At 56.3% G+C, this 13,748-nt stretch carries 13 protein-coding genes; 1 reads left to right on the top strand and 12 read right to left on the bottom strand.

The genetic code is table 11. The features are described 5' to 3' along the window. Positions 1 to 34: 34 nt before the first annotated feature. From nsrR to nnr, 12 genes are all read right to left on the bottom strand, one after another. Positions 35 to 460 carry a nitric oxide-sensing transcriptional repressor NsrR gene (gene nsrR / locus IMQ56_RS11905; RefSeq protein ID WP_003855998.1) on the bottom strand — a complete coding sequence of 142 codons (426 nt, stop codon included), beginning with the start codon at positions 458 to 460 and terminating at the stop codon, positions 35 to 37. 192 nt (positions 461 to 652) lie between these two features. After that, positions 653 to 1,951 (bottom strand): adenylosuccinate synthase, encoded by a 1,299-nt coding sequence (locus IMQ56_RS11900; protein WP_003855997.1) that lies wholly within the window; start codon positions 1,949 to 1,951, stop codon positions 653 to 655. 103 nt (positions 1,952 to 2,054) lie between these two features. Continuing rightward, on the bottom strand, positions 2,055 to 2,252 hold the full coding sequence (locus IMQ56_RS11895; RefSeq protein WP_003855996.1) for a DUF2065 domain-containing protein: 198 nt from the start codon (positions 2,250 to 2,252) through the stop codon (positions 2,055 to 2,057). A gap of 71 nt (positions 2,253 to 2,323) precedes the next feature. Next, positions 2,324 to 3,328, bottom strand: a complete 1,005-nt coding sequence (gene hflC / locus IMQ56_RS11890; protein ID WP_003855994.1) for a protease modulator HflC — start codon at positions 3,326 to 3,328, stop codon at positions 2,324 to 2,326. Positions 3,329 to 3,330: 2 nt separating this feature from the next. Beyond that, positions 3,331 to 4,590: an FtsH protease activity modulator HflK gene (gene hflK / locus IMQ56_RS11885; RefSeq protein WP_003855992.1), complete on the bottom strand. Its 1,260-nt coding sequence runs from the start codon at positions 4,588 to 4,590 to the stop codon at positions 3,331 to 3,333. A gap of 56 nt (positions 4,591 to 4,646) precedes the next feature. Beyond that, positions 4,647 to 5,927: a ribosome rescue GTPase HflX gene (gene hflX / locus IMQ56_RS11880; protein WP_003855991.1), complete on the bottom strand. Its 1,281-nt coding sequence runs from the start codon at positions 5,925 to 5,927 to the stop codon at positions 4,647 to 4,649. A gap of 74 nt (positions 5,928 to 6,001) precedes the next feature. Then, positions 6,002 to 6,313, bottom strand: a complete 312-nt coding sequence (hfq, locus tag IMQ56_RS11875; RefSeq protein WP_003855990.1) for an RNA chaperone Hfq — start codon at positions 6,311 to 6,313, stop codon at positions 6,002 to 6,004. Between the two features lie 85 nt (positions 6,314 to 6,398). Then, complete coding sequence (miaA, locus tag IMQ56_RS11870) at positions 6,399 to 7,349, bottom strand: tRNA (adenosine(37)-N6)-dimethylallyltransferase MiaA (RefSeq protein ID WP_017694676.1); 951 nt, start codon at positions 7,347 to 7,349, stop codon at positions 6,399 to 6,401. Next, on the bottom strand, positions 7,342 to 9,186 hold the full coding sequence (gene mutL, locus IMQ56_RS11865; RefSeq protein WP_196064025.1) for a DNA mismatch repair endonuclease MutL: 1,845 nt from the start codon (positions 9,184 to 9,186) through the stop codon (positions 7,342 to 7,344). The genes miaA and mutL overlap by 8 nt, the downstream gene beginning before the upstream one ends. A gap of 9 nt (positions 9,187 to 9,195) precedes the next feature. Next, positions 9,196 to 10,536: an N-acetylmuramoyl-L-alanine amidase AmiB gene (gene amiB, locus IMQ56_RS11860; RefSeq protein WP_023295800.1), complete on the bottom strand. Its 1,341-nt coding sequence runs from the start codon at positions 10,534 to 10,536 to the stop codon at positions 9,196 to 9,198. A 16-nt stretch (positions 10,537 to 10,552) separates the two neighbouring features. Continuing rightward, the gene (gene tsaE / locus IMQ56_RS11855; protein ID WP_023295799.1) at positions 10,553 to 11,014 is read right to left on the bottom strand and encodes a tRNA (adenosine(37)-N6)-threonylcarbamoyltransferase complex ATPase subunit type 1 TsaE; all 462 of its coding nucleotides are present in this window, start codon (positions 11,012 to 11,014) and stop codon (positions 10,553 to 10,555) included. Beyond that, positions 11,007 to 12,530, bottom strand: a complete 1,524-nt coding sequence (nnr, locus tag IMQ56_RS11850; protein WP_196064024.1) for a bifunctional ADP-dependent NAD(P)H-hydrate dehydratase/NAD(P)H-hydrate epimerase — start codon at positions 12,528 to 12,530, stop codon at positions 11,007 to 11,009. Before nnr ends, tsaE begins: the two co-directional genes overlap by 8 nt. On the opposite strand from nnr, the gene queG reads away from it, so the two are divergent. Continuing rightward, positions 12,529 to 13,668 (top strand): tRNA epoxyqueuosine(34) reductase QueG, encoded by a 1,140-nt coding sequence (gene queG, locus IMQ56_RS11845; RefSeq protein WP_196064023.1) that lies wholly within the window; start codon positions 12,529 to 12,531, stop codon positions 13,666 to 13,668. The two genes, nnr and queG, sit on opposite strands and share 2 nt — an antisense overlap. The last annotated feature ends 80 nt before the right edge of the window (positions 13,669 to 13,748 follow it).

Below are 13,748 nucleotides of genomic sequence, written 5' to 3'. Positions count from 1 at the left end.
GTTCCTCCGTTGTCAGCTCCGGTGGAAATTTTCTTCATTCCACCAGCAATAATTTATAAAGCGGTTGATTCTCTTCAACCAAATCGGCCAGCGTGTAGTTATCCAGTTCCTTGAGAAAACTTTGCACGGCCTTTGAAAGCGCCTGTTTCAGGCGGCAAGCGGGCGTAATGTGGCAGAACGCGCTGCTACAGTTCACCAGAGAGAGCGGCTCCAGTTCACGTACCACATCGCCAATACGGATACTCTGCGCCGGTTTACCGAGACGGATCCCTCCATTCTTCCCGCGGACGGCAGCAACGTATCCGGCACGACTAAGTTGATTGATTATTTTGACCATATGATTACGGGACACACCGTACACCTCTGTGACTTCAGAGATGCTGGTCATCTTCCCATCGGGTAACGACGCCATGTAAATCAGCGCGCGTAAGCCGTAATCGGTGAAACTTGTTAACTGCACATCAACCTCAGGAAAAAGGGAAAACGCGGTCAAACCGCAGAGATATTCATTAATGATGATAAACCAGCCAGATAGTTAGCGGCTAATTTATTTGACAGACGGGGCGAAAAAGCGGAGATCCAGGAGCGGTCGCCGGATGGCGCTGCGCTTATCCGGCCTACGGGTTTCCCCGCAGGCCAGCAGTCACGAAGATTATGCGTCGAACGGGTCGCGCAGGATCATCGTTTCAGTACGATCCGGGCCGGTAGAAATAATATCGATCGGCACTTCGGTCAGTTCTTCAATGCGCTTGATGTAGTCCAGCGCGGCTTTTGGCAGGCCACTACGCTCTTTCACACCAAATGTGGTCTCAGACCAGCCCGGCATAGTTTCGTAGATTGGCTCAATGCCTTCCCAGTCGTCAGCAGCCAGCGGAGTGGTGGTCACTTCGCGGCCATCAGGCATACGGTAGCCTACGCAGATTTTTACTTCTTTCAGGCCGTCCAGTACGTCCAGCTTGGTCAGGCAGAAGCCAGACAGGGAGTTGATCTGCACTGCGCGACGTACGGCAACGGCGTCCAGCCAGCCGGTACGACGACGACGACCGGTGGTCGCGCCAAACTCGTTACCCTGCTTGCACAGGAACTCGCCGGTCTCATCAAACAGTTCGGTCGGGAATGGACCTGCACCCACGCGAGTGGAGTACGCTTTAATGATGCCCAGAACGTAATCGACATAACGCGGGCCCAGGCCGGAGCCAGTTGCCACGCCACCCGCGGTGGTGTTAGAGGACGTTACGTACGGATAGGTACCGTGGTCGATGTCCAGCAGCGTACCCTGCGCACCTTCAAACATGACGAAATCGCCACGCTTGCGCGCCTGGTCCAGCAGATCGGACACATCAACAACCATACCGGTCAGAATGTCAGCAATCGCCATGACGTCATCCAGCACTTTCTGGTAGTCAACGGCTTCGGCTTTGTAGAAGTTCACCAGCTGGAAGTTGTGATATTCCATCACTTCTTTCAGTTTTTCAGCGAAGGTCGCTTTGTCGAAGAGGTCGCCCACGCGCAGACCGCGACGAGCCACTTTATCTTCGTAAGCCGGGCCGATACCACGACCGGTGGTGCCGATCGCTTTCGCGCCACGCGCTTTTTCACGCGCCACGTCCAGCGCCACGTGATAATCCAGGATCAGCGGGCAGGCTTCGGAGAGCAGCAGACGCTCACGAACAGGGATACCACGGTCTTCCAGACCTTTCATCTCTTTCATCAGCGCAGCGGGAGACAGCACAACGCCGTTACCGATGATGCTGGTGACGTTTTCGCGAAGAATGCCTGATGGAATAAGATGGAGGACGGTTTTTTCACCGTTGATTACGAGAGTATGGCCCGCGTTGTGACCGCCCTGGTAGCGTACAACATATTTGGCCCGTTCAGTCAGAAGATCAACAATCTTCCCTTTACCTTCGTCACCCCATTGGGTGCCCAGTACGACGACGTTGTTACCCATTTTTTCAAAATCACCGTTTGCTTAAAAATGGATTCTACCATCGCTTTTTCAGATATACAGCACTTTTTGACCCTAAAATATGCCAATTGCGGTTAGTTTTTGATCAGCCAATCGTTTTCCTCAACATGTAGTAGATAACGATACCGGCAACCACAAGACCACCGCCAAAACGACGCAAAATATTGTCCGGGAGTTGGCTCATTGTCGCGATCATCCGGCGCCATGCGCGCGGATAGAGCATCGGGCCGAGGCCTTCCAGCACCAAAACCAGGGCCAGTGCGAGCCAGATCGTGGAGTTCATTTTTCATCCTTATAAAAGAAAACCACCGCTCCGTGAAGAGCGGTGGTTTGAATACTCAAACGAGCCTGAGTTTATCGCGTTGCGTTGGTCGGCGTCTTCATATAACGGAAGAAATCGCTGTCCGGGCTGAGCACCATCACATCCTGGTTGCTCTTGAAGCTATTCTCGTAAGCGCGAAGGCTACGGATGAAGGCATAGAAGTCTGGATCCTGGCTGAATGCATCAGCAAACAGTTTCGCCGCTTCGGCATCACCTTCACCGCGCAGGATACGACCCTGGCGCTCAGATTCCGCCAGCGTCTTGGTGACTTCATAGTCCGCTGCCGCGCGCAGTTTTTCCGCTTCTTCCTGACCCTGTGAACGGTGACGACGGGCTACCGCTTCACGCTCGGCGCGCATACGGTTGTAGATCGCCTCGGACACTTCCGCTGGCAGGTTGATCTGCTTGATGCGCACATCAACCACTTCGATGCCCAGCGCCGCCATACTGTTCGGGTTGATCACCGGCACTTTACCGTTGGTTTCAGCCTGAACACGTTCAGCCGCTTTGGCAATCGCATCGTCTGCCGCCGGGGTTTCAACTTCATCCTCGGTGCCCGCAGAGCCGGAGTTCAGCGCATCACGCACTTCCAGCGTCAGACGACCACGGGAGTCGGTCACAATGTCTTTCACATCCAGACGACCAATTTCAGAACGCAGACGGTCAGAGAACTTACGTTTCAGCAGCACTTCTGCCTGAGAAACGTCGCCACCCCCGGTTGCCAGGAAGTAGCGGCTGAAATCGCTAATGCGCCATTTGATATAGGAATCAACGATCAGGTCTTTCTTCTCTTTGGTCACGAAACGATCGGCCTGGTTATCCATGGTCTGGATACGCGCATCGAGCGTTTTCACTGACTGAATGAACGGGATCTTAAAGTGCAGACCCGGCTCATAAATCACCGGACGCTTGTCGCCATCACGCACGACGCTGCTGAACTGGAACTTGATCCCACGCTCGCCCTCTTTCACCACAAAGATGGAGGTGTAGAGCACGACCAGTACGATGATGATGATCGCAATAACTGACTTACGCATCCTTATTCCCCCTGACGCTGGTAGTCGTTACGCTGCGCGTTAGCACGGCGTTGGTCCATAATGTCACCATCGTTCGAAGAAGGCGTTGTGTTCGCGCTGGCGCTGCCAGACGAGGCCGGTGGCAGACGCAGCAGGTTGTTCGCACCGCTGTTGTCTTTTGCTGCCGGTGCAGAACCGCCTTTCAGCATCTGATCCAGCGGCAGGACCATCAGGTTTCCGCCTTTGTTGTCGTTAACCAGCACTTTACGCGTATGGCTCAGCACTTTTTCCATGGTCTCGATATAGAGACGCTCACGGGTAATTTCCGGCGCGGCTTTATATTCCGGCAGGATCTTCGCAAAGCGAGCCACTTCACCCTGTGCTTCCAGGATGGTCTGGGTCTTATACGCACGCGCTTCTTCCAGAATACGCTGCGCCTGACCGTTTGCACGCGGCTGAACTTCGTTGGTGTACGCTTCCGCTTCACGGATGTACTGCTGTTCGTTTTCACGCGCGGCAATCGCATCGTCAAACGCGGCTTTCACCTCTTCCGGCGGACGTGCAGCCTGGAAGTTGACGTCCAGCAGGGTGATACCCATGTTGTACGGACGGATGGTCTCTTCCAGCTCACGCTGGGTATCGCTACGAATAACGGTACGACCTTCGGTCAGGATACGGTCCATGGTGTATTTGCCGATCACGCCACGCAGGGCGCTGTCGGTTGCCTGACGCAGGCTGTCATCGGCGCTGGTCACGCTAAACAGATAACGTTCCGGATCGGTCACGCGGTACTGTACGTTCATCTCAACGCGCACCACGTTCTCGTCAGAGGTCAACATCACGCCAGAGGCGGCCAGTTCACGGACGGACTCCACGTTAACCGCGGTCACGTCATCAATGAAGGTTGGCTTCCAGTTCAGGCCCGGTTCAACCAGATGGCTGAACTTACCGAAACGGGTGACCACGCCGCGTTCTGCTTCTTTAATGGTGTAGAACCCGCTGGCTGCCCAGATGATTACCACCGCAGCGGCGACAATGCCCACCACGCGGCCACCCATTGGCGGGCGCGGACTCTGAGTGGAATTGCCACCCGAGCCAGAACCTTTTCCTCCGCCAAGGCCACCAAGCTTTTTGCTCAGTTTGCGGAAGATATCATCCAGATCCGGCGGCCCCTGCTCGCGACCACCTTTGTTGCCATTTCCCCCAGAGTTGCCGCCTTGATTATTGCTGCTTCCCCACGGGTCGCGGTCTTGTCCGTTATTACCGGGCTGATTCCACGCCATGTATATGCTCCATATTTGTTATGCAAGGGCGAATTTTTCAGGCTTCCCCTTTCTGATCAGACGATATAGTCCGCCAGCGCAGGTTCTTGTTTACAGAGGCGACGCCAGTCAACGATCGGCATACGCACCTGCATCCCCACGCTGCCGTCATCCTCCATCCACTCTTTTTCTATCGCCTGAAGCTGATAAAACCGGCTGCGCAGCCTGCCTTCCTGTGGCGGCAGTCGCAGCGTGTGCTGAGCTACCTCACCGGAAAGACGTTCTGTCAAAGCCTGGAAAAGCAGTGGCACACCAATCCCGGCCTGAGCAGACAGCCAGACCCGAATCGGTTTGTTCTCTTCGTCTCGGTCAATACGCGGTTCGAAATCGTCCAGCATATCGATCTTGTTCATCACCAACAGGGTGGGAATTTCGTGGGCGTCGATCTCTTCGAGCACCACGTTCACCGCGTCGATGTTCTCCTGCACGCGTACGTCAGCCGCATCAATCACATGCAGCAGCAGGGTCGCCTGACGCGTCTCCTGCAACGTCGCTTTAAACGCCGCGACCAGATCGTGCGGCAGATGGCGGATAAACCCTACGGTATCCGCCAGCACCGTTTCACCCACGTCTGCGACGTCAATACGGCGCAGGGTTGGGTCCAGGGTCGCAAACAGCTGGTCTGCGGCATACACCTGGGCCTCGGTTATCTGGTTAAACAGGGTGGATTTACCGGCGTTGGTATAACCCACCAGCGACACCGTTGGGATATCGGCTTTCGTTCGCGCCCGACGCCCCTGTTCGCGCTGTTTCTCTACACGTTCCAGACGTGAAAGGATCTGAGTTATACGCCCACGCAGCAAACGGCGGTCGGTTTCGAGCTGGGTTTCACCCGGGCCGCGCAAACCAATCCCGCCTTTTTGTCTTTCAAGGTGTGTCCAGCCACGCACCAGACGCGTCGCCAGATGGCGCAACTGCGCCAGCTCAACCTGCAACTTACCCTCGTGGGTACGCGCACGCTGAGCAAAAATATCTAAGATCAACCCCGTGCGATCGATTACACGGCATTCGCAGAGAGCTTCCAGGTTACGTTCCTGAGCCGGAGACAGCGCATGATCAAACAGCACAACGGATGCGCCGGTTGCTTTTACGGCATCCGCAATTTCAACTGCTTTACCTTCACCAACAAAGTACTTCGGGTGCGGCGCTTTACGGCTACCGGTAATCACCTGCATTGCTTCGACACCGGCGGAAGAGACCAGAGATTCAAACTCCTGGAGGTCTTCCATATCTTTGTCTTGCGAAAAATAGATGTGTACCAGCACCGCCTGCTCACCGGCGTCATAACGGTCAAACAAGCGTAAACCTCTCTAAAAAGATCAGCGGGGAACGCAGGATCCCTGGCTCCCCGTGTGGATAACAGCCCAAAACCTTATTCGGTTTCTTCGCTGTCCTGCGCTGGTGTTGAAGAACCCTGCGCGTTGCTGCCGTGATGGTAGTTACTGCCAGTGCCGCCGCCAGCGTTATTGCTGTGATGAGATACCGGACGGGACGGAACAACAGTAGAAATCGCGTGCTTATAGACCATCTGGCTGACCGTGTTTTTCAACAGGATCACGAACTGATCGAAAGACTCAATCTGACCTTGCAGCTTAATACCATTCACCAAATAAATAGAAACTGGAACACGCTCCCGACGCAATGCGTTCAGGAACGGATCTTGTAAAGATTGCCCCTTAGCCATTCTATCTTTTCCTTATATGCTTGTTTTGTACTTAGAACCTTGCGATTCTGAAAAATTGCGCACGATACGGCTTAATTGTACACATTCAGTCAGCGATATCACCAATAACCTCAATCACTTCGTTTAACGCCTGTTGTGGTTTTTCACTGTCTAACCAGTGAACCCCCTCCCAACTGCGTAACCAGGTGATCTGGCGCTTCGCTAACTGTCTCGTGGCGCAAACACCTCGATAAACCATTTCATCGTATGAAATCTCACCTTCAAGATACGACCACATCTGGCGGTATCCCACACAACGAATGGAAGGCATGTCCGTATGCAAATCTCCACGGGCAAAAAGCGCCCGCACTTCTGCTTCAAAATCTGAAGCCAACATCTGATGAAAACGCTGCTCAATTCGTTGATGGAGCAGTTCACGGCTCGCCGGGGCGATGGCGAACTGATGCACCTGATACGGCAGAGCGTCTCCTGACGTTTGCGTCAGTTCCGTTAAAGTTTTACCCGAAATGAAAAAAACTTCCAGTGCCCGGGAAAGCCTTTGCGGATCGTTTGGGTGGATCCGCGCTGCGGCAACCGGGTCAATCTCTTCCAGTTGCCTGTGCAAAGCGTCCCACCCCTGCTCTGCCGCCTGCCGCTCAATCTTCGCTCTCACTTCCGGATCGGCCGATGGCAGAGGCGATAACCCCTCCAGCAGCGCCTTAAAGTAGAGCATCGTGCCGCCAACTAACAGCGGTATGCGTCCCGCGGCGGTAATCTCGGCCATCTCGGCTAAGGCGTCGCGGCGAAAATCTGCCGCGGAGTAAGCCTGTGCCGGGTCGAGAATATCCAGTAAACGGTGCGGTGCCGCACGCAGTTCGTCTGCGTTGGGCTTCGCCGTGCCGATGTCCATCCCTCGGTAGATGAGGGCTGAATCAACGCTAATCAACTCTACTGGCAAAACTTTACGTAACTCAATGGCTAACGCCGTTTTACCGGAGGCCGTTGGCCCCATTAAAAAAATCGCCTTTGGCAGGCTCGCCTTACTTACATCAGTCATGTTTCAGGGCGGTCATCGCCGTTTGTAAATCAACAGGTTGTAACAAACCACCTGGAGGCGCTTTCACCAGCTGTGGACAGAGGCGCTCCACCTCCGCCAGAACGGTAATCGCCTGCGCCATACTCCACGGTGCATGCTCGCTGGCCAGATGGCGGGCGATCCACTGCGCGGTATCGGCGGCATCAAACGTCGTTTGCTGCGCCTGGTAGCCTATCAGTTCAGGAATCAAGTTTTGTAAATTTTGTTGGCGTAAGGGTAAAGGCACTGCGCGAATTGTCACATGCTGCGCGTCCAGTACGATTTCAATCCCCATTTCGGCCAGTTGCGTCTGTACGCGCCGCAAAACTCCTGTTTCTTCAGGGGATATTTTCAGGCGAACGGGGATCAACAGCGGCTGCGCGCAGGCGGCATTCACCCCCGGGGTTAACTGCGCCTGTTTGAGCCAGCGCTCCGCCACGGAAAGCGCCAGCAACAGCAGTTTACCTTCGCGTTCAAGCAACGCCATGTCGGGAGCAATAATGGTCAATACCCGACCAAAACTCTGGCTATGCCCATCCAGAGAGGGGGTTGAAACCGTGATGTGCTCTTTATGCTCCACCGCCGGCGTATCCAGCAGTTTGCGGTACAGCGCCCCCTGCTGTTTGTGGTAGCCCGGCTGAGCGTTGGGATAGTTGGCACCGGTTGGTCGCGGCGCGTTGCCCGCCGGGGATAAACGTGGAGCAGCCGGCTCGCGCGCTACCGCCGGTTCGGCAAAATGGTTACGCCCGGCCGCCACGCGGTTTTCCGGAAGTGGGCGCGGCGCGGGCTCTTCTTTTGCCAGCGGCAACTCTGGCTTTGCCTGCTGCTGCAATACAGCGGCAACGCCCTGGTAGATGAAATCATGCACCAGGCGCGACTGGTGGAAACGCACCTCGTGCTTGGCGGGGTGCACGTTAACGTCAACCTGGTGCGGGTCGATCTCCAGATAAAGCACAAAGGCGGGCTGTTGATCGGCGCCGAGCTTATCTTCGCAGGCCTGTCGAATAGCGTGGTTAATCAGGCGGTCGCGCATCATGCGGCCGTTGACGTAGCAATACTGGATTTCTGCGAACGCGGCGCTGCTGGCGTTCGGATCGGCAACCCAGCCGCGCAGGGCCAGATCGCCATGCTGCCACTCAATGGCCAGTGCTTTTTCCAGAAACGGTGTGCCGCAGATGGCGCCCAACCGACGCTCCTTTTGTCCACCCTCCGCCACTGCGCGGTACTGGCGCATCACCTTACCGTTATGGCTGAGGTTGAGGGTGACATCAAAGCGCGCCAGCGCGATGCGGCGGATGATCTCGTCGATATGTCCGAATTCGGTCTTCTCGGTTCGCATAAACTTGCGCCGGGCGGGCGTGTTATAGAAGAGATCCAGCACTTCAAGCGTGGTGCCTACCGGGTGCGCCGCAGGTTTAACCGTGACGTCCATATCACGCCCTTCGGCGTAGGCCTGCCAGGCTTCCTGCTGGTCGGCCGTGCGGGAGGTCAACGTTAAGCGGGAAACGGAGCTGATACTGGCCAGCGCTTCGCCGCGAAAACCCAGGCTGATAATCGCTTCCAGATCGTCAAGTGAGGCAATTTTACTGGTGGCATGACGCGCCAGCGCCAGCGCCAGCTCGTCCTTTTTGATGCCACAGCCGTTATCACGAATGCGGATAAGCTTTGCGCCCCCGCGTTCGATATCAATATCGATGCGGGTCGCGCCCGCGTCGAGGCTGTTTTCCACCAGTTCCTTCACCACCGACGCAGGGCGTTCCACCACCTCACCGGCGGCGATTTGGTTCGCGAGCTGCGGCGGTAGAACCTGAATCGGCATGAACTCTCCTTAATTAGTCGCGGTCATCTCACCCGGCAGCGCGGCGCTTGCCGTCTGGGCGGCCCCGCCCTGCGGCGCAGACTGAAGCGGATGCGCGTCAAAGTATTTACGCAGACCGTTATAAATCGCTTCGGCAATTTGCTGCTGATAGCTGTCGCTGCCCAACAGGCGCTCTTCGCCGTTGTTACTGATAAAGCCCGTCTCTACCAGAATCGACGGAATATCCGGCGAACGCAGGACACCGAGGCTTGCATGCTCAGGGCGACGCTTATGCAGCGATCCAATGCTTTGCAGCTGGCTCAGTACGTTAGTGGCGACATCATACCCGACGCGCTGAGAATGACCGAACTGTAAATCCAGCACCGCCTGGCTGAGATACGGATCGGCCTGGCTGTTTGCCAGCACATCGCCTGCCCCGCCTAATAGTTCAGACTGCTTCTCGTGCTCTTCAAGCCAGTTCGCCATTTCACTGTTGGCGCGACGGTTCGACAGCACCCATACCGACGCGCCGGTGGCGTTACGGTTCGGCGCAGCATCCGCGTGAATCGACACCAGGAAGTTGGCGTTTTGCTTACGCGCCACATCCGAGCGTCCCATCACTGAAATAAAGTAATCTCCGTCGCGGGTCATGACCCCTTTAAACATCGGATCGTCATTCAGAAGCGCACGCAGCTTACGGGCAATGGCGATAGTGACGTTTTTCTCCCGCGTGCCGCCCGGGCCAATCGCGCCAGGATCTTGCCCGCCGTGTCCGGCGTCGATGGCGATAATCACTTTGTCGCCACTGACCGGCGTACGCCGCGCGCTGACCGCCGGACGCGTCACCGTGTTGCTGCTGGTCACGGCGGTAAGTCGGTCATTTTGTGATTTAAACGGATTACGGGCTGGCTCAGACGGCCTTGGGGTATAAACCGGCGCCTCCACGCGTTTTGCTACAACAGGTGCAGGCGGTGGCGGGGGCGGAACATCAGCATTAATGGTAAAGACCACCGTATAATTGGCGCCGTTTTGCTGCTTAACCGCCTTCGTCTTGCCCTTTTCGGTGAGATCGACCACCAGACGCAGAGACTGCGCATCCTTCGGCGTCCCCGAACGGATGCTTTTCACCAGATTGTTGCCGCTGAACTGGAGCGGCAGCCCCTGGATCACCCCGGTCTGTTTAATATCGAGCGCCACGCTGCGGCTGTCGATTTGTGAGAAAGCATATTCAGGATCGCCCATAAAGCTGAACGTAATACGGGCCTGGCTATCGCCATTCGACACCTGAATATCCGAGAGGCTGGCCGCCCCGGCCTGCGCGCACAGCAGGACCGTGGCAGCCAGCACCCAACCTTTAACGCGATTAATCATCCCGTTATCCCTACGCTCAACCGGCTAAACGCGCCAGTAAGGAACAGCCTGATGAGGAAACCGCACTGATGCGCGCCTCACGCCCTTGTGCCTGGTAATCTAAGTGAATTTCGACATCCGGGTCAGGCAGCACACCCGCACCTTGTTGCGGCCACTCCACCAGGCAGATGGCGTCGTTGGCAAAGTAATCGCGGATCCCCATAAATTCCAGCTCCTCAGGATCCGCAAGACGATATAAATCAAAGTGGTACACCATGATATTTTCAAGCGTGTACGGTTCTACCAGCGTATAGGTCGGGCTTTTTACGTTCCCGTTATGGCCTAACGCCTGCAAAAAGCCACGGCTGAAGGTTGTTTTACCCGCGCCTAAATTACCATACAGATAAATGACGGTCGCCCCCTGACAGGCCTGCGCCACGCGCTTGCCGAGATCTAAAGTGGCTTGTTCATCAGGTAAAGGAATCGCTCGATTAGTCATTTTCTACGTCAATCACATCCGGGTTAACAACACGCCGCAGCGTGCAAAAAAGATCGGTGGCCAGCATACCGCGCGTTCCGTAACAAGCAGCCAGCCTGTCAGCCGCCGCACCGTGGGCCACGCAGCCGGCACAGGCTGCATCATAAAGGGGAAGTTTCTGTCCGAGCAATGCGCCAATGATGCCAGAGAGCACATCGCCCATGCCGCCGCTCGCCATGCCTGCATTACCGGCATCAACGATGCCCATCGCACCATCGCTGGCGATAACGGTCCCCGCCCCTTTCAAAACGGCAACACCTCCGTAACGTTTTACCAGACGTTGGGCTGAAAGTAAGCGATCGCTTTCAATTTCTGCCACGCTACAGTTAAGCAGCCGTGCGGCTTCGCCGGGGTGCGGCGTCAGAATGCGATTGTGACGCTTATCCGGGTTTATTGCCAGAAGGTTAAGCGCGTCGGCATCCCAGAGCATCGGTTTACGAAAATTCTCGGCCTTTTGCAGGGCCTGTTTACCCCACTCCTGCTGACCCAGGCCCGGACCAATGACCACCACGTCCGCCCACTCAAGACCCTCTTCAATCGCCTGCGGGGTAAGCTCGTGGACCATCAGCTCCGGCCGCGCGGTAATAATGGGCGGGATGTTTTCGCTGCGGGTCAGCACGCGTATTAATCCGGCGCCGCTGCGCAACGCGGCCTCTCCGGTCATACGAATCGCACCTGCCGTGCCGCGATCGCCGCCGATAATCAGCAGTCGGCCATGGTCGCCCTTATGGGACGTGGGACGGCGCGGCGGCAGCCACTGTGCAAGCAGGGAGGCATCAAAGCGGGTGATGTGGGTATCCTGTCCGGCCAGCCAGTTTTCCAGCCCCAGGGCGTTGTGGTGTAACGTGCCCACGACATCCCGCGCTTTACCGGTAAGCAAACCCGGCTTCAGGGCGATAAAAGTCACGGTGCGCGCCGCCTCAATCGACACGCCCGGCGTCACGCCGGTTTGTGCCATCAGGCCGGAGGGGATATCCAGCGCTACCACCGGGGCGGGGTGCGCATTAGCGCGCGTAATCAGCGCGGCGACGTGATCGCGAGGCGCGCGCATCAGTCCCGTCCCCAGCAGACCGTCAACAATCACGTCGACATCCTCGGGCCAGACGATATCAGGCGCATGAATAATGCCCCCCGCATTCAGCCAGGCCTCTCTCGCCATGCCCGCTTCTTCCGGTAACGGCTTGTCGCTCTCCAGCGCCAGCAGGGTGACGCGCAGCCCCGCCGCCACCGCAAGACGAGCCACCACATAACCATCGCCACCGTTATTGCCGTGTCCGCACAGGACTAGATAGTGCGAGGCATCCGGATAAGCCGTGCGCGCCACGTTAAACGCCGCCTCGCCCGCGCGCTGCATCAATTCGTAAAGGGTAATGCCCAGGCTATCTGCGGCCTCTTTCTCGGCCCGACGGAGGTCATCCGCATGCCAGATGGAATGTGGTATACTTGCGGGGTTTTTCTTCACAGTATGGTCCGTCATGTCACAGCCCCTCGATCTCAATGAATTAGCGCAAAAAATAAAACAGTGGGGTGCTGAACTGGGCTTCCAGAAGGTCGGTATTACTGACACCGACCTCTCTGCCAGCGAGCCTAAGCTCCAGGCATGGCTGGATAAACAATACCACGGCGAGATGGAGTGGATGGCGCGTCACGGTATGATGCGTGCCCGCCCCCACGAGCTGTTGCCGGGTACGCTGCGCGTTATTAGCGTACGCATGAACTATCTGCCTGCTAACGCGGCCTTTGCGCGCACGCTAAAAAATCCTTCGCTGGGTTACGTCAGCCGATACGCTCTGGGACGTGACTACCATAAACTTCTGCGCAACCGTCTAAAAAAGCTCGGGGAAACCATTCAGCAGCACTGTGTTTCGCTGAATTTTAGACCCTTTGTCGATTCTGCGCCTATTCTTGAGCGCCCGATCGCCGAAAAAGCCGGGCTCGGCTGGACAGGTAAGCACTCACTTATCTTAAGCCGCGACGCGGGCTCATTCTTTTTCCTGGGTGAACTGCTGATTGATTTACCCCTGCCGGTAGACGGTCCGGTGGAAGAAGACTGTGGTCGCTGTGTGGCCTGTATGACCATCTGCCCAACGGGCGCTATTGTCGAACCGTATACCGTTGATGCGCGCCGCTGTATCTCTTATCTCACTATCGAGCTGGAAGGCGCCATTCCAGAGGAATTTCGTCCGCTTATCGGCAACCGCATCTACGGCTGTGATGACTGTCAGCTGATTTGTCCGTGGAACCGTTATTCACAGTTGACGGACGAAGAAGACTTCAGTCCGCGCAAGGCGTTACATGCCCCGCAGTTGATCGAACTGTTCGCCTGGAGCGAAGCCTGGTTCCTGAAGGTGACGGAGGGTTCCGCCATACGTCGTATCGGCCACCTGCGCTGGCTGCGTAATGTGGCCGTTGCGCTGGGGAATGCCCCGTGGGATGAAGCAAATCTTCAGGCGCTCGAAAGCCGTAGAGGTGAGCACCCACTTCTTGATGAGCACATAGAATGGGCGATTGCGCAGCAAATTGAGAAGCGAAATGCCGGCGTGGTTGAAGTGCAGTTACCGAAGAAACAGCGTCTGGTCAGGGTGATTGAAAAAGGGCTGCCGCGGGATGTGTGATATATTCACAGGCTGTGAATAAAAATAAGAATTCAGGCGCCATCAGCTCTGGCAAACAGGTCAAGTGATCTCAATAACAT

The organism is Enterobacter sp. Res13-Sevr-PEC09-46, from assembly GCF_015672585.1.
Classification (GTDB): domain Bacteria; phylum Pseudomonadota; class Gammaproteobacteria; order Enterobacterales; family Enterobacteriaceae; genus Enterobacter; species Enterobacter hormaechei_C.
This window is presented reverse-complemented; position numbering and strand designations above follow the sequence as displayed.

Bases quoted from the DNA above. Each gene is read 5' to 3' on its own strand.
- IMQ56_RS11900 (WP_003855997.1), bottom strand. From the start codon at position 1,951: ATGGGTAACAACGTCGTCGTACTGGGCACCCAATGGGGTGACGAAGGT.
- IMQ56_RS11895 (WP_003855996.1), bottom strand. From the start codon at position 2,252: ATGAACTCCACGATCTGGCTCGCACTGGCCCTGGTTTTGGTGCTGGAA.
- hflC (WP_003855994.1), bottom strand. From the start codon at position 3,328: ATGCGTAAGTCAGTTATTGCGATCATCATCATCGTACTGGTCGTGCTC.
- hflK (WP_003855992.1), bottom strand. From the start codon at position 4,590: ATGGCGTGGAATCAGCCCGGTAATAACGGACAAGACCGCGACCCGTGG.
- hfq (WP_003855990.1), bottom strand. From the start codon at position 6,313: ATGGCTAAGGGGCAATCTTTACAAGATCCGTTCCTGAACGCATTGCGT.
- miaA (WP_017694676.1), bottom strand. From the start codon at position 7,349: ATGACTGATGTAAGTAAGGCGAGCCTGCCAAAGGCGATTTTTTTAATG.
- mutL (WP_196064025.1), bottom strand. From the start codon at position 9,186: ATGCCGATTCAGGTTCTACCGCCGCAGCTCGCGAACCAAATCGCCGCC.
- amiB (WP_023295800.1), bottom strand. From the start codon at position 10,536: ATGATTAATCGCGTTAAAGGTTGGGTGCTGGCTGCCACGGTCCTGCTG.
- tsaE (WP_023295799.1), bottom strand. From the start codon at position 11,014: ATGACTAATCGAGCGATTCCTTTACCTGATGAACAAGCCACTTTAGAT.
- queG (WP_196064023.1), top strand. From the start codon at position 12,529: ATGTCACAGCCCCTCGATCTCAATGAATTAGCGCAAAAAATAAAACAG.
- nnr (WP_196064024.1), bottom strand. From the start codon at position 12,530: ATGACGGACCATACTGTGAAGAAAAACCCCGCAAGTATACCACATTCC.